The sequence below is a fragment of the Pseudidiomarina gelatinasegens genome (genome assembly GCF_004025325.1).
Taxonomy (GTDB): domain Bacteria; phylum Pseudomonadota; class Gammaproteobacteria; order Enterobacterales; family Alteromonadaceae; genus Pseudidiomarina; species Pseudidiomarina gelatinasegens.
Genome location: NZ_RSFE01000013.1, coordinates 1 through 20,260, shown reverse-complemented (window position 1 = coordinate 20,260; position 20,260 = coordinate 1). Strand labels below are relative to the sequence as shown.

The window sequence follows — 20,260 nt, the reverse complement described above, 5'->3', positions numbered from 1 at the left end:
TACCGGTTGAAGGACAAAAAGAAGATAGGCATTGCACCGATAATCGGTGAAATTTAACCCCAAGGGGGGTCAAAACTAGATTGCCGAATTAACCCCAAAGGGGGTCAAATTTAAACTGCCGTTGACACTTCTAAAAGATTTAATAAGAATGCCATTTACACCGAGTATTTTTACACTCTCGGCTTTACCAACGTTGGCTATCAGAATATAAGTGCTTTATAGTCGTTTCATTACTTATTGACCTAAATACTTGGCATTCACTGACTCTCCATCATCAGTATTAATTAATTTGTAAGGATGTGGTCCAGCATCTTCAATGACAACGATATTGTAAGTCGGTATCCATATGGCGGAGTAGATAACATCTATTGGTGATACTTCCCAAACAGAACCATCTTCAAGTACAATGATTTTTCCGCCCTCTGAAACCTTTTGAATCCAATGGTTCGAGCCTACACCCGGATAAACTCCTGAAACTTTTTCATTATGATTACGGGTGGGGCTGAGTTCAGCCGTTCCCAAATGTTTTTCTACAGACCACTTAATTTTACCCTTACCTTCAATGTAGATTTCTACCCACAATGACGATACATCAGCTGGGAATGTCTTACCTTCAAAAAGTAATGGAGAAAATTTCATTGTCCATTTTTCGAGGAGCAGCTGATCCCCTTTCGCGGTTCGAATAATTATATGATCATCATCAATTTCCTTTTCGATCAAAACGTTCATTATTTCCGCGTTTGCAGTGGGGATCATAAACAACCCCACGAACAGAAAAGCAAGGCTAATCAATGCGTTCATGCTCTATATCCTTACATTTGTATTGTATCTATTTGTAACTACCCCATAAATCAATTCAGCTTACTGAGACTTGAATCAAAAATTTCAGTTTTCAGCTTCTGCAATCGATCTTTCACCGCAATTCCGTTGTTCATATCGGGGTCATATGGGGCTCTAATAAGCTCATAAGGAAAGTTATTATCCGCCATTTGGTTATCGACCCACGCGCTAATTTTTTTGTTCTCATCAGGCCAGATCATAACGTCACATTCGTAATTAAAATTACTTTGGCTCCCAAAAGCTGTTCTCGTGATGTTCGAGCTGCCTATGATGCCAAAAACCGGCTCAGCTCCCTTAGAAAGCACAAAAACTTTTGCGTGCCATTTTAAACCATTTTTGTAATAGCAGTTGATATTGGCTCCTAAGGCTTTCATGTTGTCTCGAAAATCTCGATAAGACTGCTTCCACGAACCGTTATGTACTCCAACTGTATTCAATTCGATTTTTGACCTTGCAACCTCTAGACCAAAATTTCTTTCAGCAGATGCCTGATATGCAGAGCCTTTAAAATTTTCCTGAAAAAAACCAGAGCAAAGTAGAGCATTATCCCCAGCGCCGGTTTGTATAGAACCTATAAGTAGGTCTCTAAACCGATTAACTGGAAGCTGATTCCTTAATATTATTGCTATTGCCAACATGCCCCCTTATAGATTCAGTGCCCGCATTTACGGTTGATTTGGATCGCAACGGAACTCACCTGAATAATATGCCCTTGTTGTACGGGGTTCTCAATAAGGTCAGCCATCATTTGAAATTATTCTTGCAACATCTCGATCATAACTTTCCGCAACTTCACGCAACGTGATGGCCAGTCGATGGTATCCAGCATTCTCCACGGCCTCAGCTTTCTCTCGGTACTTCTCTGCAAGAGCTCTTTCTGGTTTAGCCTCAGGGTCACTAGTATGGAAACCTCGTGAATTTCGAACACTAGTGCTATACCCATCCCGTAAACTGGATCGCTCCCTATTATTCATTGCTTCTGCAATAACTACAAACCCGTGGCCAATATTACTTGACCACTACAAGTTGACTTAGTTTTATGCCAGAAGAAACAGGAAATATTTAGTAGGGTGACAATTTCCTTAAACCCTCGATAGACTTTCGGGTTTGGAATTTTATAAAAAGTAGCACCATTAGTACTGACATAATTGAAAATATAAACTAATCTGTAGTTTGAAATTATTAACAGGTTGGTACCATGAGTGCGGATATATCATCAAAATTAAACCGACTGCTGAGCTCCCAACCATTGGGCGTCGTGCTCTGTTCATCTTGGCTTGTTGAAAATGGCTACAGCCTCGACTTGCAGCAACGCTATAAAAAAAGCCAGTGGTTTGAGAGCATCGGGGCGGGTGCATTAATACGCTATGGCGATCACGTGGATTATCTCGGTGGGGTGTACGCCATGCAAACTCAGCTCGGCTTATCGTTACACCCTGGTGGGAAGACAGCCTTAGGGTTGCAAGGGAAGGCGCATTATTTAGAGCTTGCCCCAAAGCACGTGCAGCTATTTGGCGCTCATGGCGAGCATGTGCCTTTGTGGTTTAAAAAACAAGATTGGAGCGTTAACGTCAAGTACATGTTATCCAACTTTCTGCCGGGCGAAATCGGTTTAACCGAAATACCACATAAACAGTTCACGGTTAAAGTATCAGAGCCAGCGCGAGCCATCATGGAGTGTCTGTATCTTGCACCCAAATCACAATCGTTACTGGAAGCTTACGAGCTTATGGAGGGCCTCAATAACTTGCGGCCCGCCTCCGTGCAAAAGTTGTTAGAAGCCTGTAACTCAATAAAAGTGAAACGCTTATTTCTTTATCTGGCCGAGAAAGCAAATCACGACTGGATGCAATATCTTGATTTAAGCAGTGTAAACCTAGGCTCGGGTAAGCGTGCGATAGTAGCGAGCGGTGTTTACATCCCGAAATACCAAATCACTGTACCAAAGGAACTGGAGTCAATGGAATGAATGAAGCTTACAGAAAACAGGTGAAATTGCTACTCGATGTGTTGCCGGAAATCGCGAAAGAGGTTTACCGATGAAATCAAACGGGGCTTGTTATTCGCGCTGATTAGTAGCAATCGACCAACACATGAAATGCTTGCCCCCAACTTACGTGACTAAAGGGCAGCTTTTAAAAACCAGTTTGAAGGCATGAGTAATGTTGTATTTAGTTATGCTGATTTTGAAGCAACAGGGTTCAAGTTGATAGATACGATACGTCGGAGTTTGAGCGAGGCGGACAAGCAATTTCGGCTTAGTTTTAATCAATTAGAGCCGAACTGGTCTGTTTATGATTATCATCAATTTCCATCGGTAAAGTGGAAGTTGATGAATTTAGCAAAATTTAAAAAAGAGAGCCCAAAGTTTTATCAGCTGCAGCTGGAAAAGCTATCGGCTTTGTTGGCGAGTTGAGAATTCTATTTATGACGGCTCCGATTTTTCGGGGCGACTACAGAGGACTAATTAATGAAGTAAACATCATAAGGTTAAATTTATGATGTCTACTTCATTTTTTTAGGTTTATGTACTACACTTCATCTGCGCCTATTTATGAACCCGACTACATCGATGAGGTTTACTCATGATCATTCAGCGCCCAGCCGACTTGGCGGTAATTATTAAATCGCAGAGAAAAGCGCAAGGCTACACACAAAAGGAACTCGCAAGGTTAACCGATCTTTCGCAACGAAGCGTGTCTTCGATTGAACGTACCGGAGAAATGCACACATCAACTTTGCTGCGAATTTTTGCAGCGCTCAGAATTCAGCTAAACGCAGACGCTGTGGAACAAAGCACCTCAAATAACAACGAGGTTATTTGGTAATGGGCCGACGCAAACATGAGAATACACTCTATTGCCACATGAATGATCAGCTCGTTGGCACGTTGACATCGCGGCTGAATAACTTGAGTTTTCGATATTCAGATAGTTGGCTACAATCCAAGTTTGCACGGGCAATCTCCATATCCATACCATTAACTGAGCAGGAATATTCCGGCGAAGCTCTAAACGCTTACTTTGATAATTTGTTGCCCGACAGTCCGGATGTTCGTAAAACGATTGTGGATAGGCTTGGGGCTAAAAGTACAAAACCTTTTGATTTGCTCCAAACGGTTGGCAAAGACTGTATTGGCGCATTAACCTTCGTTGCCAGTCCGGAGCCCGAGCCGGTTCCTGACGTTGAAATAATCCCGTTGAATGAAGAACAAATCGGCCAACTCATAGCAGATTCTCGAACCGGCAAAACCCTCGGTATGCAGCATGAGAATGCATTTCGTTTTTCACTTGCCGGCGCTCAAGAGAAAACGGCGCTGACTTTTTGGCAAGGACAGTGGGGTATCCCTGTAGGCCAAACACCAACAACGCACATATTGAAACCGCGAATCATAACTCGCCCAGGTGAACCTGATTTATCGAGCAGCGTTGAAAACGAATGGTTTTGTATGCGTGTTGTTCAGGCACTTGGATTGCCGGTAGCCCATACAAAAATAGACAGCTTCAATGGTGAAGATGTTTTGATTATTGAACGCTTTGATAGAAAGATCATCGGGAACAAGACTTATCGACTACCGCAAGAAGATTTCTGCCAAGCGCTTGGTGTGGCAGGTAGTTCAAAATATGAGGAGCATGGTGGGCCAAGCGCTAAAGAGATCATGAATATTTTATCCACATCTACGGCTTCGGTTCGTGATCAGGATACGTTTATGTCAGCGCAGCTACTGTATTGGCTTTTCGCCGCTATAGACGGGCATGCAAAGAACTTCAGTTTGGCACTGACTCCCCATGGATACCGACTGACGCCGTTATATGACGTGTTATCAGCACATGGATTTGCACAAGTAGGCAATTTACATCCTAAGAAAATAAAAATGGCGATGGCCGTGAATAGTAAGAATCGACATTATCATTGGCATACAATTCTTCCTCGGCACTGGGGAGCTCACGCAAAGAGTGTTGGCTATGATCCAGATCGCATGGATTCGATAATTGTGAACATCACATCCAAGTTAGAAGCGTGTCTCGATATTGCATCAGAAGAAGCTGCCTCGATAAGTGTTCGCGCAGAGCAAAGCGCGGAAGCTATTCGCAAAGGTACATTGAAAGCGCTTGAACGTTTTAAGGTATGAGCTTTCTAGTAAATCAGTCGCGATTCAGTATTTTGAGCTTGAGGTCACAAATTTAGACCAACTGAGATAACTTCAAGTGGTTTGGTCCCATAGAATATTTAGTTGGTAAGTACTATTCTTCTACGAACCATTAAAAATGGCGCACCCGACAGGAGTCGAACCTGTGACCTCTGCCTCCGGAGTAAATAGCGACTGGCTGACATTAAATGGTGAGAGGAGGTGCTAACCGTGCAGGCCCCGTCCTGTAGGGGTCTCAGGAGCATTTTAACGAGGCCATTTAGCCAGAAGTTTTAGCGTTTTATCTCCAAACCCTGCAAAACTTGGCACAAGAGGGTATGGAAAAAAGGATAGTTAGCCAGACAAATGCGGCCGTTCGCGCAGGAGTTTGTGTCTTATATTTATGTGGTAAGCATGGCAGCCAAATCAAATTGACGTATAATTCTGGCAACAGAATAAGCGCGCTAAACAAAGCATAATTGTCCGCCAAGTAAAAAGGATTTACATATCTCTCGCTTTTTCTCTTTTATTGAATCCAACCTTGTCTGGTTTGTCATCAGTGTCGCAGCGCTAGGATTACTTCTGCCCGAAACGGGACGCTTCTTTGAAGGCTCTATCGGACTACTACTGGCTTTGTTAATGCTGGTCATCAGTTTAACCTTTGATGCGCACGATGTACGAATGGTGCTACGTAAACCATCACGGCAATTGTGGGCGTTGGGTCTCGTTTATGGACCCATGTCGATTGCAGGATGGCTGACCGGAAGACTTTTCTTCGGCAGCGGCTCGTTATCGGCAGGCCAAGCCCTACTCGGCACGCTGCCAACAGATGTCTCTTCGCCATTATTAGTGCTGATGGCTCGAGGCAATGTTGCTTTAGCGGCCGTCTTTAACGCAGTCAATACTGCGCTGTCGCCATTCATCGTTCCCTTCTTATTTTTATGGTTAACAGGCATTCAGCTAACCGTTCCCTTAGCCACGATTATTCTTGAGTTGATGTTGGTCGTTCTTGTTCCAACGGTCGTCGGTGTTAGTTTACGCACGCGTTTTTCGAGCTTCTTTGCACGACATGACTCAACTTATGCAGGTGTCGGCTCGGTGATCTATCTTTTGATACTGCTCGCTGTTGTAGGGCCGAATGCTGAAACTATCATTGGTTACGGCTGGTATGCGTTTGTGATCGGCGGAGCAGCATTATGCCTTAATCTAATGGGCTATTTGGTTGGTATGACGTCCCGGTTGTTTACCAATGACCGACAAGAAATGATCACTTATCTTTTTACAGTCAGTAAAAAGGAGTTTAGCATTGCCGCTGCTTTTGTTGCTGCATCTGGGCTTCCCCCTGAAATTGCAATTCCCGCTGCATTTTTTGCCGTCATTCAAATGATTACTTCACCTATTGTCGCTAAACTTCTCGCTCGCGACATGACCAAAATAAACGATTGAAAACGATAGGTGTATCTTCGCCATTAGTAATGATGGCTCGGGGGTATTTGAATGGAAGTTGGATCTTTCGACCCAACTTCCAAAACAGCAAGATTACGAATGAGACGATCTTATTCTGAGTCTGCTTATCAGCAGGTAAAGCGCCGGCAGAACAACCAGCGTCAACAATGTCGACGAAACAATTCCGCCAATGACAACCGTTGCTAAAGGCCGTTGAACCTCAGCGCCCGTGCCTGTGTTAAACGCCATTGGGATGAACCCAAAGCTCGCCACTAGTGCCGTCATAAGCACAGGCCTCAATCGTTGACGAGCACCCTCGTACACAGCCTCAATGATAGCTTTGCCCTCATCTCGTAACTGTTGAATGAACGATAACATCACCACACCGTTTAACACGGCAACTCCAGACAACGCAATAAATCCAACAGCCGCAGAGATTGACAGAGGCATACCGCGTAATGAGAGAGCCAAAATACCGCCTGTGAGCGCGAGCGGCACACCGGTGAATATAATTAAGGCATTTGTCAGTGAGTTGAATGCGCTGTACAACAGTCCAAAGATAAGTAATAACGTCAACGGTACCACGATTGCTAAACGCTGAGACGCTGATTGAAGTTGCTCAAACGTGCCGCCATAATCGATCCAATATCCAGTTGGTAGTGATATATCGCTTTGTAACTGTTGCCGAATGTCCTCAACAAATGACCCCAAATCACGATCGACAACATTGGCGCTTACAATGACATTGCGTTTACCACTTTCCCGGTTGATCTGATTGGGCCCAACCGTCAGTTCAACGTCTGCGATTTCCCCCAATGGGACGTACTGAAGCTCCGGGTTGCTCGCTTGGGGCACGGTAACAGGCAGCTGCCTTAACGCTTCGATATCTGTGCGCCAAGATTCATCCAGACGAACCATCAACCGAAACCGTTTATCTCCTTCATAAATTGTTCCGGCAACTAAACCGCCGACAGCGCTTTGAACTGCACGTTGAACGTCCTGAACGGATAATCCAAGTAGCGCGAGATGATCACGTTGCGGTGTCACTGACAATGTTGGTAAGCCGGTCATTTGTTCTGCTCGAACATCTGCCGCACCGTCAACGCCAGCAATGATCTCTACAGCCTCATCACCGAGCGCTTTCAACTGGTCGAGGTCGTCACCGTAGATACGCACAGCGACATCTGCACGAACACCCGCGATCAGCTCATTAAACCGCATCTCGATGGGTTGCGTGAACTCATATTTGTTACCGGGTATTTGCTCGACAGCTTCCCTCAACTCAGCAACAAACTCATCTTTTGTTTTTTCTGCATCCGCCCATTCACTCTTTGGCTTCAGAATAACAAACGTATCTGCAACACTCGGGGGCATGGGATCAGTCGCAACATCGGGGGTTCCGATTTTTGAAAATACCCGTTTTACTTCGTCGAATTCAGCAATCACTTCCTCAAGTTGCAATTGCATATCGACCGATTGTTGGAGGCCCGTACCGGGAATACGCAATGCGTGCAGCGCTAAGTCGCCTTCATCCAATTGTGGCAGGAATTCTGTTCCCATTTTCGAGGCTTGATAGATTGATCCCATAAACAGACTCAAACCGACCAAGACAATCACAATGGGTCGTTTCAGAGACGTATTCAAAAGCGGCTCATAAAGTCGTCTAGCCCCGCGCATAAGACGATTTTCACCATGTGAAACTTTGCCTTTCACGAAAATCGCAAGCGCGGCTGGTACAAACGTCATAGAAAAAATAAGCGCACCCAGCAATGCAAACACAACGGTGAATGCCATAGGATGAAACATTTTTCCCTCAACGCCACTAAGTGCAAATATTGGTAAGTAAACCAACATAATGATCAACACACCAAATACCGCAGGATTAAACACTTCACGTGTGCTCTCAAACACTTCCTGTAAGCGCTCTTTGGTCGTCAATAAACGCCCTAGCCTTTGTTGTGCTGATCCGAGCCGACGTAAGGCATTTTCGACAACAATGACGGCGCCATCGACGATAATGCCGAAATCTATTGCACCTAGACTCATTAAGTTACCGGACACACGATTAGCCGCCATACCCGTGATAGCGAATAACATGCTCAATGGAATAACCAGTGCCGTAATGAGTGCAGCTTTGACATTTCCAAGCAAAAGAAACAGCACCACAATAACAAGAACTGCTCCTTCGAACAGGTTCTTTTCGACGGTCGCAATGGTTTTCTCAACCAGAGTTGTACGATTATAAACGGACTCGACCGTTACACCATCGGGTAAGCTGAGCTGCACCTCCTCCAGACGCTTAGCAACCGCTTCAGACACAATACGACTGTTCTCGCCAATCAACATCATTGCGGTCCCAAGCACCACCTCCTCACCGTCAGCCGTAGCAGCTCCTGTTCGTAGCTCTTCACCAAACGACACATCCGCAACATCTTTCACCCTCACTGGTGCGTCATCACGTTTGGTAACAACCACATTACGAATATCCACTAAGGATTGTAGTTGACCGGGAGAGCGAACTAGCCATTGTTCGCCGTTACGCTCAATATAGCCCGCACCAGCGTTGGTATTGTTGAGCTGCAATGCTCGAAAAACATCGTCTACCGAGATTTTATAAGCGAGCAACTTTCCGGGGTGCGGAGAGACTTGGTACTCGCGCTCATAGCCACCAACAGTATTGATTTCGGTCACACCCGGAACTTTGACCAATTGAGGACGGATTACCCAGTCTTGCAAGGTACGAAGCGATTCTGCTGTGTAGGGTTGACCATTCTCATCTCGCGCATCAGCATCGGCGCTGACGATGTATGTAAAGATCTCACCTAAACCGCTCGCTATTGGTCCAAGCGCTGGCTCAACATCGACAGGCAGTTCACCTCTGACCATCTGCAAACGTTCGCTGATTTGTTGGCGAGCCCAATAAATATCAGTTCCCTCCTCAAACACCACGGTTACTTGCGATAAACCGTACCGAGAAATTGATCGTGTGTAGTCAAGGTCTGGTATACCCGCCATCGCATTCTCAACCAGATAAGTAATGCGCTGCTCTGTTTCTAGCGGGGAATAGCCGGAGGCTTCTGTGTTGATTTGCACCTGCACATTGGTAATGTCCGGTACCGCATCAATGGGCAGTTTGAGCGCACTAAATACGCCAACACCTACTATCAATATTGTTGCCGCCATGATCAACCATCGACGTTGAACGGCGAACCGAATCAGTAAATCAATCATAAATTCGCCCCTTAATGGTCATGGCTCGCGCCGTCTTTGAGAACATCAGCTTTGAGTATGTAGCTGTTGCCGATTACATAAGGAGTATTTGGAGCTAGACCGCCGGTCACTTCGGTATATTCTCCGTCACTTTCACCAAGCTCTACCATGCGAACTTCAAACGTGTTTCCGTACTGCGCAAACACCACAGGCATGTCGCGAAAAGACTGAATGGCATCCACTTGAACCGCTAAAGTTACATCTCGCTGACGGGTATTTACATCCGCTTTTACATGCATACCAGGCCGCCAATGACCCGCCGGATTATCAATAAGCACTCGCGCCCGAGCGATATGCCCTCCAGTCATCACCGGCGCAATGTAGATCACTTCTCCACGAACGCGCTCGTGTTGATGCAAGTCGTAAACCTCCGCTGTTTGTCCGACTTGAAGTTTCTCGATGTTTTCAGGGAACGCTGAGAGCTCAACCCAAACCGAGGATAAGTCACCAATCTCGAAAAGTGTTTGCTCGTTAACCACTTCACCGACAGATACAAACTTTTCGGTAATCTCTCCCTTAATAGGGCTAACAACATCGTAACTGACACCACTTGCAGCGTTGATAATTTTCGCAAGCGTCTGGCCAGCTGAAACTTGGTCGCCAATGGAAACCTCAACATCAGTTACCTTCCCTTTATAAGTCGGAGTAATTGAGATGATTTTTTCTGTTACTGGAGCAATAACCCCAAACAAGCGCTCTTTGAGCTCAAGTGTCTGCGGGCTCGCACGCTCAACCAAAATATCTGCCTTTCGAATGATGCGGTCAGACAAGGTTGTTCTTCCCTCAAAGCTTTCATAATGCCATGTAGCACGATGGTCTTTCGTACTAACAGCAACCGAGACCTCGTAAGAATGTGGCTCAGTGACCACCTCATTACTGACCAGATAATTATTCTCTGGCGTGAAGCTCAAGTTGTCATTGACGTCGCCAAGCCGATGCAAAGTCACCGAGAGCTCCACATCCTTTGGTGCTGCGATTTCTCCGTTTAGGTAGGTGTAGACTCTCATTTCCGGGGGAATTCCTGTTTCGTAAATCGTTATCTCGACTGATAAATCACCGTCGCTTAATAGGATTCCACCATTTGGCCCCTTGGTCTCTGTCTCCGTATGGCCATGCTCAGTTGAAGCATTACTCAATGCTGATAGGCTTAGCGCTACGCATAGAACGATCAATGTAAAAATTGCTTTTATAAAATTCATAATTTAGATTCCAAAAATGATTGACCCGTCATTCGCTCAAGCTCAAGAATGTCTTGATGGATAGCGGTTCGGCGCTCAAGGGTTTGATACTCAAGCTGTGCTAGTTCATCTTGCGCATCAAGAACAACTAAAAGACTATGTATACCTCGGCGATAGCCATCGGTGGTTTCATCGACTAGTTGCTCAGCGAGGGGCAATAAATCTGCTTGAATGCTCTTTAAGTAGCGATAATTTGTTTGTATGCGTCCCAATAGCGACTTGACGTGAACGCGTAATTGTTCCCGTACTAACCGCTGTTGTTCAAAAATTAACGCTCGCTCAGTTTGAGCAGCCTCAAGAGTTCCCTGATTTGGGTTCGAAAGTTGAAGAGGCATCGACGCCTGGATAACAAGACCAGCGTCATTTAGCTGATTGTTGTAACGAATACCCACTCCAACATTGAGGTCGGCAGAAGCATCTGCCTTCACAGCATCAACTTTTGCCGCAAGTAATCTTTCTGAATCCAGTAAACGAAGAAACTCTGGCGCTTGATTGACCGCTTGTTCAACTTCAGCTTGTGACGGAATATCAAAAGATTGATCAAAGTTACCGACTACACCTGTAAAGTTCGGCTGAGCGGCCCACATTGCACTTAAGTTCGCTCGTGCTTGGTCAAGCTTTCCAACAATCTCTTCGGATTGGACACTTACTTGGCGTTGTTGCAATGAAACTTTAGTTGCTTCCGATGGTGGCACAGCTCCGGACCGGACCCGCTCCTTGACTATTTGCATTGCACTATCGAGCCGTTGCTGCTGATGGCTATTCCACTCGGCCAACTGCTGCAACCGAACAACTTCGTAAAAACGATAAGCCGTCTCCGCTAGGATTTCGATCTTTTCGTAATTAAACTCAGCGGCCCGCTGACGTTGTCGCGCGTTCGCATACTCAACTCGTTGCTCGCGTTTTCCACCAAGCTCAATAAGCTGACTGAACGACAATGTTGCTTGAGCGCTGTCGAATCCTTGGCTTTCACCATTACCAGCAAAATTCTCCAGTTCGAACCCGATAACTGGATTTGGACGCAGCGATGCCTGCAGTTTTTCAGCTTCAGCCATACGTTGCTGATACGGGTACTTCTTTAAGATTGGGTTATCTCGCAAGACGTTCTCAAATGCCTCTCGCAATGATAACTCATTTGCGATTGCTGAATATGAGGTTGCAAGTAACCCCACAAGTACAGCAATCACGAAATAAAGTAATTTCATGATTATCTCCACAGTAAAATGGCGTGCTAATGCACAAATTTTAGACGTGAAGTTTAGGCATTTGGTGGTGGGGTTGGTGGTTGATGGTCGTTACTATCGAAAGGAAGTAATCGATGTGGGATTGCAAGATTCGGACATGGTGTTGCCGCAGCACAGATTGAATAACCAGTGATACAGCTTATGTGTGCGTGAAATTGATGTTCGTGGTTTGGATCGAGGTTGTCGGGTGACTTCGTCTCGTGATCATTGTGCGTATGATGTTGATAGGCATAATCGAAAGTGTGATTACTATCCTCCACATGCCCAGCGGCAACCGCACAGGTAAAAAAACTGTGAAGTAAAATGACTACGATCAACGACCAAATAATTTTTGGCAAACGAACAACCTGCAGATGAAAAAACCATTTCAAAATAAGAAATAGGCTACCACATGTATCTCATGGGCTCAATCACCGGCTTTTTCTCTTTTATCGAATTCAACCGTCTTAGAAAGGTGTGTTGGACTTATTACACTTAAATACTGGTCTCAACAAAAGTAAAAAGTGGCTGGAAATCGCCTGCATCAGCGGCGCTGAAGGGCGACAATATTATAAGCAGGAATAAATTTGGCACAGATTTGGCACAAAAATTTTTGTGTTAGTGTTCACAAACCGTGAAGCTCCTGCAGATATGGCGCACTCGACAGGAGTCGAACCTGTGGCCTCTGCCTCCGGAGGGCAGCGCTCTATCCAGCTGAGCTACGGGCGCATATTCTAAATTTTGACTTCTACTCTAATCCGTAAATTGCCGTCCGACCTTTACCTCCGGAGGGTACCCCCACGAAACTGGATTAAATCGGGGTAAACTCCAAAAACCGGTGCTATTAGGTATGACGTGGCCTGCAGAGCGATTTTAACGAGGCCATTTAGCCAGATAGCAAGCCTATTACCCCACGTAACAAATCAAAACGCTGCAAAACTTGCCACATTTTACTATGCCAAAATGGACATTTAGCTAGAAAAACACCCAACTTTACCGGCCCAGATACTGATTTAAGCCTCCTTTAACCCTACAGAAAGTACCTGGTTCGATGTGATATAATAATTATCGAAGGCAATTAAAACTAACTTACATTTAGACCGCATGGCCCCCTCTAGGCACTCGTGTGGGAACTTTTATTGTCCGCTCGCCACTAACTGAATTCAAAAGATACAAGTTATGACATGATGAAAGCCTATTTACTGCTCGTCGTTTTAACGTTTTTAAGCGCTCCTGCAGCCGCCGCTAATGAGCGGTACTACCGCGAGGATGGAACTGAAATCCGTTATTATTTGGATAATGCTGAAGCCGAAAACTTGTTGGTTATATTCCAAGGTTCTGACTGTAACAATGTCCGCCATATGAAATCGGTCAATACGATATGGGAAGCATTCGATACAGATTCGGCGCTACTAACCATAGAGAAATACGGTATCGACGACAGCTTAGCTTACGCTTCCGGCGAACGGGATGACTGCCCCGCCGACTACCTTAAACACGATACGATGGCTCAACGAATTAAAGATGGTGTTCAACTAATTGAGGCTTTGAGACCTTCCTATCGTGAGATTACCCTGGCAGGAGGCAGCGAAGGTGGCTCCATTGCCATAGGTGTCGCTGCACAAACCCCGAACTTGCATGCAGTGCTCGCGTTAAATTCAGGCTCATCCAGCTTTCAACATGACGTGGAATTTAGCATCCAACAGACCGTTCCCACGGAGCAGCTTGATGAAGTTCTGAACGGCTTCCGGCAACTCGTAAAGCAAGTTAAGGAGAGTAATGAGCCGTTTCCGATTGAAGTTAGTGGTCACGGTTATGCGTTCTGGAAAGATGCTTTGGCACGAGACTTGTTGCAACCACTGAGAGAAATTGACGCGCCTGTGCTCGTGATGCAATCGGCAGATGATGAAAGTGTGGACCCCGAGCGAACCCGGCAAGAGGTTAAAAAAATTATTGCCGGTGGAGCAAAAAACGTCACGTTGAAAATGATGCCGGGGCTTGATCATGGTTTTCGAGACTCAAGCGGAGCATCCCGGTTACGAGAACAAATTGAATACGCCGCCGCTGCAGTCAAGACCAAATCATCGTCGTCGGCAATACCTTTCTTGAAAGCAAAATAATTCAAACCATAACCCACCACTAACATGCACAAACTCATGCTAATGGTTTCTCAAAGTAATTCCATCAAACTCATTTCCGTCAAAGACACTAGCTATGAATCTAGTGCCAGAAGGACTTAATGGCAAAGACTAAAGGGTTGAATGGGAAAAGGACGGAAGCCTTTTGCTACAGCGGGCCGACAGCTGGGCGCTGATACGTCCCGTGTAAAAAGAGAGGAGATCGATGATTAGATATCTGGGTTTTCCATTAAAAAAACGGTCATATGTTTAACGATATTCCAGGCACTTTTTCTGGCGGGCTTTAAATCGCCGTAATTGGTTGTGACGGCTATAGAGATTTGCAACTCCGGAATAATCACTAACAGTGCAAACCAAAAGCGGTTAGAGCCGTTGTGATATAACACTTTGTGCTCATTCGCCCAGGAATCATCCAACGCCAAAATCCAACCATAGGCATAGTCTTCCATACCGGGTTCGTGGAGTCGTTGATAGGTTTGGGCACTCAACAGCTCGCTTTTACCCTGACTGCCCAAAAGATGTTCATTCGCATAGGCAGATAAGTCTTTGAGCGACATGTGAATCATACCAGCAGGTCCCATGATAGGAGAGTTATCAGTGTCGGTGGTTACCGCTTTCGGGCCGCTAAACCAGGTGATTTTATGACCTCGTGGTTGTTCCATCGTTTCGTTTACATCGACAGGTGGACCGAATCCACCGCTCGACAACTCCAGCGGTTGAAACACCTCTTCACGAATGAGATCTTCCCAGGTTTTCCCGGTTTTGGTGGTGGCCAATACAGCAGCAATTGTATAGCCAACATTGGAATATTCGAAATCAGTGCCCGGCTTATAATCGGGCTTTTTCTCTAGTATTTTCAGGACTTCTTCTTTGCGTAGCGCGTCGCGCTCTGTCCCTTCTTTTGGGTACAGCGACTGGATCCGCCAGGGAAAATCAGTTTCAGCTCCACCAGTGTGAGTGAGCAGCTGCGACAAAGTGGCGTCTCGCCATTGAGGTCTTACCCTGCTGTCAGTGAGGATGTCACCAACTGTGGTATCCCATTGCAACACGCCTCTTTCCACCAGTCGGGCTATCATGGTGGCAGTCATTGATTTAGTGACGGAGCCAATATGCCATTTGTCATCGATTGATACAGGTACACCGCTTTTGGTTTCTCTTTCACCGTATACCGCCGTCGCCAGATGTACTCGATTTTTGGAAATTGCCGCTCCCAGAGAGACTAAGCCACTGTCTGCATGTTCTTCAGACACGATAGCTTGCAGTTCTTTTGCTATTTTAGTATCTGTTGTCTGTGCAAAGGTTACTGAAAAAGTCATACTCAATGTAATGGCAACCATTAGCTTTATTTGCCGCTGAAACCCTACACGATATTTTTTCAAAACTTTCACTTACTCGCTGTGGATTAAAAACCAAATAATTCAAGGCCTGATGAATAGCCAGCACCTGACGAATAATAAACTTACCTATTCGATCTGAAATTTTCAAGGATCTTGTTATCACACCATTTTATTTGCTGTTCCCGAATTCAGGAAATATACGCCGATAAGTGGCGTATATTATGAAATCATTAAACCGAAGGTGGGCTAGGAGAAATTAGCCTAACGAGCTGGAAACGCGCATTAACGTGATAAATAACTGCTGTGGTTTAGCGCATCTGACACCGAAGATGCGAAGTGAATTAGATGTTAGGTATCACAGCTCCAATACTTCTATTTCAATCTGATTGCTACTAAGGAGCCAGTCCTTAACTGCTTTTCTTCCTGGCTGATTACACTTCTTGATACCGCCAGGCTTGGTTATAAATACTAATTTACGTACCTCGTTCCCAAGCTCTTTAGCCATTATTGCTTTCAAAATATCTTTTTCATATTCGGTGTTTGGGTTTCTAAGTCCTAGCGCGACCTCTACAATGACTCCATCTTTAGGAAAGTAAAAATCCACAGCGAGTGAATTCGAGCCACATATATTCTTTTCACTAAAATCTTCTTTGAATTGTTCATTGGCTGACTTGCCGAGTGCAGAAATAAATTTATTCGTAGCATGATTGCCCGCACCAGGACCCTTTATATCCAGAAAGCCATCCGTGCTGGCGGCCAAATCCTGGGCTATTCGATATAACTCTTGATAGTTGCTCATTACCTAAAGTAGAGACCTAACACCATTAGTTGTTGATAACAATGGAAGCAGCCCGAATCAATTGAACCAACCCCCACACAAATGTAGTGAAGCCTCCGATCCCCCAACACCAACCGAGCCCATTGAGTAGCGAGTTATTCTTGTCAGCAATATCAGTTTTTACATGAAGCAAAAAAGCTTGACCGATCATGTGAATTTTTAGCATCACGAACAGAATGATCGCAGCTAACAGGCAATACCAACCAGTTGTAGCAACGCTTGCTTTTGTGCATGGTTTTGGGCAAAACTAAAAACAAATCTCACAACATGCTATAAAGGTTTTACGAGCGGAAAATCTGTACATTCTCAAGCCCCCACATTTTCCATATATTCGAAAAATAGCAAGATTTACCTTGGGCTAACCGTAGCCAAGGTGCAGATTCACAGTTGTGATCTGGTGTACAACCGGAGTTTTCGTTCGCACAATGGGAACTTAATATACAACCCTGTTGTTTACCCTGAACTATTTCTTGGAATGAGAAAATAGCAGCATACATCAGAGGAGTATAAAGCGATTCCTCTGAGTCCCTTAACCAAGATTCAAAGTTTCGATTAAAAACTATTGGCATTCCAATGCTTTTAATGAAGCCCATTAACGACTGCCTAGACTTATTTTTATCTGAACCCCACAGTTTGGCAGATATTGATATATTACTATTTCTTATTTCTCTCGCCCTCGCGACCATACCGCTAGCCCATTTCTCTTCCTTCAAGGGTGAAACAGTGAATAGGTCATCTAACTGGGACTCTGCTAATTCAGATGCTTTTATGTGTTCGAGATGAACCGGCTCTTCTTCCAAGGTAAAATTGTTCACCATATATAGGTAGTATTCATTGGGACTTTCAAACACTAATCCAAGGTCATGAATTTTTTTCAAACAACTGACAAATATCTCAGCAGGGTTGTAATACATCAATGAAGCTTCGCACAACTCAGAAACCGCAAGCTTATTGTGAGAAATACTGGGGCATAAGTACTCGGCTATCATCAATGCAGCATCATATGGGAAATTTCTTCTCCTTTTCTCATCGCCGTATATTTGACTTTCAATTAAGTTTGCCATGCTTTCATAAATAGCCATTGCTCCAAAATGGAAGTCCTCAGTTGTACTTATAGCCGGGCTCTTATATTTTATATAGATATATTTTACTGGGTAAGGCACGAGCTCTACATCCATCTCTTCCTCAATTACATCTACAACGGTACAACTCTCAGGAAATTCTTTGAGCTTTTCTGCATCATCTCCGACATATAACGAAAATAGATCGTTATTAGCCATTACCGTATCACTGAGTTCGCTACTAACTAGTGGCAATCGAGCAGGCTGGCTACTTTGTCTTAGTGCATGGTTTTGGGACTTGATCACATCGACACATTTTGAAATATTGATCAGTCCGTATGTAGTGCTTACATCCTGTAAAAAATGAATCAGCTCATGAGCGAAAACTCTCTCATTTTCAGTGCCTATAATCTCATCAATCGGCTTATCGACATCAACCTGTATCATAAAAAAGGCTGGAACATAGAACCCTAGATCCTTACGGAGTTTCATTATCACCCTCTACTTGGATTAGCATCCATATGTCTTGTGAACCCACCTCACTCATGCGCTACCTAAGCCCTTTCAGAAAGCCATTAATTTGCCCTTGCTGTTCGGCCAGCCGCTCAATAATGTCAGCAAAGCTATCAGGGGCACTGAAGAACATTCCACCGCTTACTGACTGGTCGTAATCTCTTTTGATTTCTTTAAGCAAGCCGTCGGGCGGAATTAACACTAATTCACCGGAAAGGATGTCTTCAAAAGAGACACCTTTGGTCGCCCATCTGGCGGATTTCATCGCTACAACATTTTCCAATGCTTCGGTGCTTTGGTATGTGCCTTCTTTGAGGTTTCTCAAAATGCAGTCTACATCGTACCAATGTCTGGATAACCGCACCGTATCAAGCGGGTTCTCTTGCGTGCAGAATTGATGAAGTGCGGTTAGTTTTTCCCAAATAATGTAATCCGGGTGGTAAGCCTCCACTGCGGCTTTCGGTAAGGTGTGTGACTTTGAAACCTCATCTATTTCTGACAGGTAAGTCGTTACCGGTTTAGAAACCGTCGGCCGGCCCCGGTTACGGCCGCCAAATTCGAGCAGTACATGCTCTAACTGATAAGAGCCATCCTGGAATGCCACATGAGGGAAGTGAATATCGATTTTCTCACCACCAAAGCCTTCTTCAATTTCAGCGCTGAGCCCCTCAATACCATAATCTGAGAGCCTGCCATTCAACCTTTGAACGAAATCGTTAGCCCAGGCTTCTAATCGCTTACCCTGAGCACGCCTAAACTTATCTCGTTGATTACGGCTTTTGGTCGTTTGCGCCCAAGCTGCAGCTTCATCATCTGATTCTGCTAAGTCAGCCCAATGAATCGATAAATCAATATCCTCAGAGAATCGCTCGATGGTGCTATAGCACTTACTAAGAGCCGTTCCACCTTTGAACGCTACGTCGTGGCCATCCAATAAGTCTTCTTCGTATAGCAACCGCAGAATTTCAGTTACCCAAATATCTTTCTCTAAAAAATTAGCGGCCAAACCTCTTGCGGAGTTCTGTGCAGCATAGTCGAGGATTAATTTTAGTTCCGCTCGTTTCGCTTCAGTTCTATAGTAATCAAATATGTCCATCACACTGACGCACTCTCAACTTGCGCTAGCTTTTGGCGCCATTGCGAATTCAGCGTAGAATGCTTGAGGTTGCTGAGAACACGCTCCTTCTCACTTCCTGTCAACGATAATCGCTTAAATACCTTGCGGAACTGCTCAGGCTTGAAGTGCTCTGGCTCCATCACCGAAAGGCCTCGAAGAATCATACCTTCAGGTTGGTTTAGCCACTTAAGCTTACTCGATGCGACGTGTTTCACTTCAACAGTTGAATTCCCCACTTTAAATTCACGCGATGGGCCGTTCGTCCAATAAATGGTTCGGGCAGGAGCCTGACTTTGCAGTCCAATGCGATATGCCGCTTCAAAGCCATTGGAAACAAGTTTGTACCCGTAATTTCTCGCCCAAGCTTTTGCAACATCTTCTGGGCTGGGCATTACCTTCGCACCCGGTAAGCTTTCGATTGACTTAGGACGAACGTAAAAGCCTTTTGACACACGCACAATCTCGCCTGACTTCGCCAATCGACTAAAAGCTTTCTGAACGGCACTTTCTGTACCTAGCTCATAAAATCCCTCTATGGAAAAAGGAACACCTTTTCTCATGCGAGCAATCCGAGACTCAATTTGTGCGGTGATTGACATTGCAAAATCCTGACTATTAAATCCTATGTTGATTAAATATACACCTTTAAATACCTGATGTATATGGTTGTCAATGTCAGGATTATTCGATTAGCCTAACCCACTTAGCTTGGTTTGGATAAGACGGTGGCTGTAACTACTTCTAAAGACTCGAGATACTTACTTTTACCTATGTCGAGTCTATCGACGCAACAAAATTATTTGTCGATTATTTCGTGTTTTATCGACATGAAAGGCAGTTGGATGAAGTAAAAATATTTGGGTCATATCCTGCATTTTTTCGCTATTATTCAACTTTCCCCTTAAAATTGCTTAGATTCTTAGGGGGATTACAGCGATCCCAAACTGGGAAAAGTTGAAACTCGGTTTATTTAGATAAAATATTGTCAACAACGGGTGAAAACTGATCCACTTTTGTCCTAAAAACAACGGAGTAAAAGTGATCCACCCTTAGCTAATTTTATACTTCAGACGCCGACTACAAAGTGATCCACAAAAGTGCTTACTCAGC

At 44.7% G+C, this 20,260-nt stretch carries 17 protein-coding genes and 1 tRNA gene; 7 read left to right on the top strand and 11 right to left on the bottom strand.

Annotated elements, in window-relative coordinates; translation table 11 throughout:
- Nucleotides 1-234 precede the first annotated feature (234 nt).
- Nucleotides 235-801, bottom strand: coding sequence for a hypothetical protein (locus tag EGC76_RS11595; RefSeq protein WP_128353163.1), 567 nt, complete (start codon nt 799-801; stop codon nt 235-237).
- Between the two features lie 50 nt (nt 802-851).
- Nucleotides 852-1,478 carry a phospholipase D family protein gene (locus EGC76_RS11590; protein ID WP_128353162.1) on the bottom strand — a complete coding sequence of 209 codons (627 nt, stop codon included), beginning with the start codon at nt 1,476-1,478 and terminating at the stop codon, nt 852-854.
- 560 nt (nt 1,479-2,038) lie between these two features.
- Here EGC76_RS11590 and EGC76_RS11580 point away from each other — a divergent pair.
- From EGC76_RS11580 to EGC76_RS11560, 5 genes are all read left to right on the top strand, one after another.
- Complete coding sequence (locus tag EGC76_RS11580) at nt 2,039-2,809, top strand: type IV toxin-antitoxin system AbiEi family antitoxin (protein WP_128353161.1); 771 nt, start codon at nt 2,039-2,041, stop codon at nt 2,807-2,809.
- Nucleotides 2,810-2,995: 186 nt separating this feature from the next.
- A complete protein-coding gene (locus EGC76_RS11575) occupies nt 2,996-3,256 on the top strand; it encodes a hypothetical protein (RefSeq protein WP_110076963.1) in 261 nt (86 codons plus the stop codon).
- A 169-nt stretch (nt 3,257-3,425) separates the two neighbouring features.
- A complete protein-coding gene (locus EGC76_RS12090) occupies nt 3,426-3,668 on the top strand; it encodes a helix-turn-helix domain-containing protein (RefSeq protein ID WP_034734324.1) in 243 nt (80 codons plus the stop codon).
- Nucleotides 3,668-4,972, top strand: coding sequence for a type II toxin-antitoxin system HipA family toxin (locus EGC76_RS11565; RefSeq protein WP_034734322.1), 1,305 nt, complete (start codon nt 3,668-3,670; stop codon nt 4,970-4,972). Before EGC76_RS12090 ends, EGC76_RS11565 begins: the two co-directional genes overlap by 1 nt.
- 504 nt (nt 4,973-5,476) lie before the next feature.
- Complete coding sequence (locus tag EGC76_RS11560; RefSeq protein ID WP_034734320.1) at nt 5,477-6,415, top strand: bile acid:sodium symporter family protein; 939 nt, start codon at nt 5,477-5,479, stop codon at nt 6,413-6,415.
- Nucleotides 6,416-6,508: 93 nt separating this feature from the next.
- Here the strand turns inward: EGC76_RS11560 and EGC76_RS11555 are convergent, their stop codons facing one another.
- Genes EGC76_RS11555 through EGC76_RS11545 form a run of 3 tightly spaced genes read right to left on the bottom strand, consistent with a single transcriptional unit; the run spans nt 6,509 to nt 12,128 of the window.
- Nucleotides 6,509-9,646 carry an efflux RND transporter permease subunit gene (locus tag EGC76_RS11555; protein ID WP_128353160.1) on the bottom strand — a complete coding sequence of 1,046 codons (3,138 nt, stop codon included), beginning with the start codon at nt 9,644-9,646 and terminating at the stop codon, nt 6,509-6,511.
- A gap of 11 nt (nt 9,647-9,657) precedes the next feature.
- Nucleotides 9,658-10,884 carry an efflux RND transporter periplasmic adaptor subunit gene (locus EGC76_RS11550; RefSeq protein WP_110076959.1) on the bottom strand — a complete coding sequence of 409 codons (1,227 nt, stop codon included), beginning with the start codon at nt 10,882-10,884 and terminating at the stop codon, nt 9,658-9,660.
- Nucleotides 10,881-12,128: a TolC family protein gene (locus EGC76_RS11545; protein WP_128353159.1), complete on the bottom strand. Its 1,248-nt coding sequence runs from the start codon at nt 12,126-12,128 to the stop codon at nt 10,881-10,883. Before EGC76_RS11545 ends, EGC76_RS11550 begins: the two co-directional genes overlap by 4 nt.
- On the opposite strand from EGC76_RS11545, the gene EGC76_RS11905 reads away from it, so the two are divergent.
- Nucleotides 12,127-12,300 carry a hypothetical protein gene (locus EGC76_RS11905; protein ID WP_153827330.1) on the top strand — a complete coding sequence of 58 codons (174 nt, stop codon included), beginning with the start codon at nt 12,127-12,129 and terminating at the stop codon, nt 12,298-12,300. The genes EGC76_RS11545 and EGC76_RS11905 overlap by 2 nt on opposite strands.
- A 498-nt stretch (nt 12,301-12,798) precedes the next feature.
- Here the strand turns inward: EGC76_RS11905 and EGC76_RS11540 are convergent.
- Nucleotides 12,799-12,875, bottom strand: a tRNA-Arg gene (locus tag EGC76_RS11540).
- Nucleotides 12,876-13,330: 455 nt separating this feature from the next.
- Here EGC76_RS11540 and EGC76_RS11535 point away from each other — a divergent pair.
- Nucleotides 13,331-14,266 (top strand): alpha/beta hydrolase family protein, encoded by a 936-nt coding sequence (locus EGC76_RS11535; RefSeq protein WP_246013974.1) that lies wholly within the window; start codon nt 13,331-13,333, stop codon nt 14,264-14,266.
- Between the two features lie 227 nt (nt 14,267-14,493).
- Here EGC76_RS11535 and EGC76_RS11530 read toward each other — a convergent pair whose 3' ends face one another.
- The 5 genes from EGC76_RS11530 to EGC76_RS11510 form a co-directional block, all read right to left on the bottom strand.
- Nucleotides 14,494-15,672, bottom strand: a complete 1,179-nt coding sequence (locus tag EGC76_RS11530; protein ID WP_128353158.1) for a serine hydrolase domain-containing protein — start codon at nt 15,670-15,672, stop codon at nt 14,494-14,496.
- A gap of 304 nt (nt 15,673-15,976) precedes the next feature.
- A complete protein-coding gene (locus EGC76_RS11525; RefSeq protein WP_128353157.1) occupies nt 15,977-16,420 on the bottom strand; it encodes a hypothetical protein in 444 nt (147 codons plus the stop codon).
- Nucleotides 16,421-16,740: 320 nt separating this feature from the next.
- On the bottom strand, nt 16,741-18,012 hold the full coding sequence (locus EGC76_RS11520) for a hypothetical protein (protein WP_128353156.1): 1,272 nt from the start codon (nt 18,010-18,012) through the stop codon (nt 16,741-16,743).
- A gap of 58 nt (nt 18,013-18,070) precedes the next feature.
- Nucleotides 18,071-19,129 carry a nucleotidyl transferase AbiEii/AbiGii toxin family protein gene (locus EGC76_RS11515; RefSeq protein WP_181950964.1) on the bottom strand — a complete coding sequence of 353 codons (1,059 nt, stop codon included), beginning with the start codon at nt 19,127-19,129 and terminating at the stop codon, nt 18,071-18,073.
- Nucleotides 19,129-19,749: a DUF6088 family protein gene (locus tag EGC76_RS11510; RefSeq protein WP_128353154.1), complete on the bottom strand. Its 621-nt coding sequence runs from the start codon at nt 19,747-19,749 to the stop codon at nt 19,129-19,131. The genes EGC76_RS11515 and EGC76_RS11510 overlap by 1 nt, the downstream gene beginning before the upstream one ends.
- Nucleotides 19,750-20,260: the final 511 nt, after the last annotated feature.